Origin of the sequence: Pseudomonas sp. NPDC085632, from assembly GCF_044541255.1 — a bacterium.
In the GTDB taxonomy this organism is placed as follows: domain Bacteria; phylum Pseudomonadota; class Gammaproteobacteria; order Pseudomonadales; family Pseudomonadaceae; genus Aquipseudomonas.
The window spans coordinates 1-2,694 of the sequence record NZ_JBITSX010000106.1 but is presented as its reverse complement, the minus strand read 5'-3'; the positions used below and the strand labels follow the sequence as shown (position 1 = coordinate 2,694).

Sequence of the window (2,694 nt, the reverse complement as noted above, 5' to 3'; positions counted from 1 at the left end):
AAGTTGCCATGTCGCGTTGAAGACGGCACCCTCGAAAGCGAGTTCTCCGGCAACCTCACCGAGGTCTGCCCGACCGGTGTGTTCACCGACAAGACTCACTCCGAGCGCTACAACCGCAAGTGGGACATGCAGTTCGCGCCGAGCATCTGCCATGGCTGCTCGAGCGGTTGCAACATCTCTCCGGGCGAGCGTTACGGCGAACTGCGTCGCATCGAAAACCGTTTCAACGGTTCGGTGAACCAGTACTTCCTCTGCGACCGTGGCCGTTTCGGTTATGGCTACGTCAACCGCACCGACCGTCCACGTCAGCCGCTGCTGGCCGACGGCACCAAGCTCAGCCTGGATGCGGCACTGGATAAAGCGGCTGATCTGCTGCGCGGTCGCAACATCGTCGGTATCGGTTCGCCGCGTGCCAGCCTTGAAAGCAACTACGCGTTGCGCGAACTGGTCGGCGCCGAGCACTTCTACTCGGGTATCGAAGCGTCCGAACTGGAACGCATCCGTCTGGTCCTGCAAGTGCTGAAAGACAGCCCGCTGCCTGTGCCGAACATGCGTGACATCGAAGACCACGACGCGATTTTCGTCCTCGGTGAAGACCTGACCCAGACCGCTGCCCGTGTGGCGCTGTCGCTACGTCAATCGGTCAAAGGCAAAGCTGAAGACATGGCCGAAGCCATGCGCGTTCAGCCTTGGCTCGACGCGGCGGTGAAGAACATCGGTCAGCACGCGCTGAACCCGCTGTTCATCGCCAGCCTGGCCGAAACCAAGCTCGACGACATCGCCGAAGAATGCGTACACGCAGCTCCAGACGACTTGGCACGCATCGGTTTCGCCGTTGCCCACGCACTGGATGCCAGCGCCCCGGCCGTTGAAGGTCTGGACGCTGAAGCACTGGAACTGGCCAAGCGCATTGCCGACGCCCTGCTCGCTGCAAAACGTCCGCTGATCATCGCCGGTACTTCGCTGGGCTCCAAAGCCCTGATCGAAGCCGCCGCGAACATCGCCAAGGCACTGAAGCTGCGCGAGAAGAACGGTTCGATCAGCCTGATCGTGCCGGAAGCCAACAGCCTCGGTCTGGCCATGCTCGGTGGCGAATCGGTCGACGCGGCGCTGCAAGCCGTCATCGATGGCAAGGCCGACGCGATCGTCGTGCTGGAAAACGATCTGTACACCCGCACGGCCAAAGAAAAAGTCGATGCTGCACTGAACGCTGCGCAAGTGGTGATCGTTGCTGATCATCAGAAGACCGCTACCAGCGACCGCGCGCACCTGGTTCTGCCAGCCGCGAGCTTCGCTGAAGGCGACGGTACGCTGGTCAGCCAGGAAGGTCGCGCCCAGCGCTTCTTCCAGGTTTTCGACCCGCAATACCTCGACGCAAGCATCCTGGTTCACGAAGGCTGGCGCTGGCTGCACGCCCTGCGCGCGACCCTGCTGAACCAGCCGATCGACTGGACGCAACTCGACCACGTCACCGCTGCCGTTGCTTCGAGCACCGATCAGTTGGCGCGCATCGTCGACGCTGCACCGTCCGCCGCGTTCCGCATCAAGGGTCTGAAACTGGCGCGTGAACCGCTGCGTTATTCCGGTCGCACCGCGATGCGCGCCGACATCAGCGTTCACGAACCGCGCACCCCACAAGACAAAGACACCGCGTTCGCCTTCTCCATGGAAGGTTACTCGGGCTCTGCCGAACCGCGTCAGCAAGTACCATTTGCATGGTCGCCGGGCTGGAACTCGCCACAAGCGTGGAACAAGTTCCAGGACGAAGTCGGTGGTCACATCCGCGCTGGCGACCCGGGCACCCGCCTGATCGAAAGCACCGGTGATTCGCTGAACTGGTTCGCCGCTGCGCCACGTGCGTTCAACCCGGCGCCGGGCACCTGGCAAGCCGTGCCGTTCTTCCACCTGTTCGGCAGCGAAGAAAACTCTTCGAAAGCCGCACCGGTTCAAGAACGCATTCCGGCTCCATACGTGGCACTGGCCAAGTCCGAAGCGGATCGTCTGGGCGTCAACGACGGTGCGCTGCTGAGCCTGAACGTCGCCGGTCAGACCCTGCGTCTGCCGCTGCGCATCAATGAAGAACTGGGCGCAGGTCTGGTGGCATTGCCTGCGGGCATCGCCGGCATTCCACCGGCATTCGCCGGCGTATCCGTCGACGGTCTGCAGGAGGCAGCGCAATGACCTGGTTCACCCCTGAAGTGATCGATGTGATCCTCTCGGTCGTCAAAGCCATCGTGATTCTGCTGGCCGTGGTGGTCGCGGGCGCGTTGCTCAGCTTTGTCGAACGTCGCCTGCTGGGCTGGTGGCAGGACCGTTACGGTCCGAACCGCGTTGGCCCGTTCGGTATGTTCCAGATCGCCGCCGACATGCTGAAGATGTTCTTCAAGGAAGACTGGACCCCGCCGTTTGCCGACAAGGTGATCTTCACCCTGGCACCGGTGGTGGCGATGTCCGCCCTGCTGATCGCCTTCGCGATCATCCCGATCACCCCGACCTGGGGCGTCGCGGATCTGAACATCGGCTTGCTGTTCTTCTTCGCCATGGCCGGTCTGTCGGTCTACGCGGTGCTGTTCGCCGGCTGGTCGAGTAACAACAAGTTCGCCCTGCTCGGCAGCTTGCGTGCATCGGCGCAGACCGTGTCCTACGAAGTGTTCATGGGCCTGGCCCTGATGGGCATCGTGGTGCAGGTCGGCT

2 protein-coding genes are annotated in these 2,694 nt (G+C 62.5%); both read left to right on the top strand.

Annotation, left to right across the window (positions count from 1 at the left end; all coding sequences use genetic code 11):
• Positions 1 to 2,181: molybdopterin-dependent oxidoreductase (locus tag ACIF4X_RS29180; protein WP_397484689.1), on the top strand; the 2,181-nt coding region annotated here is incomplete at its 5' end.
• Positions 2,178 to 2,694: NADH-quinone oxidoreductase subunit H (locus ACIF4X_RS29175; RefSeq protein ID WP_397484688.1), on the top strand; the 517-nt coding region annotated here is incomplete at its 3' end. The genes ACIF4X_RS29180 and ACIF4X_RS29175, both read left to right, overlap by 4 nt.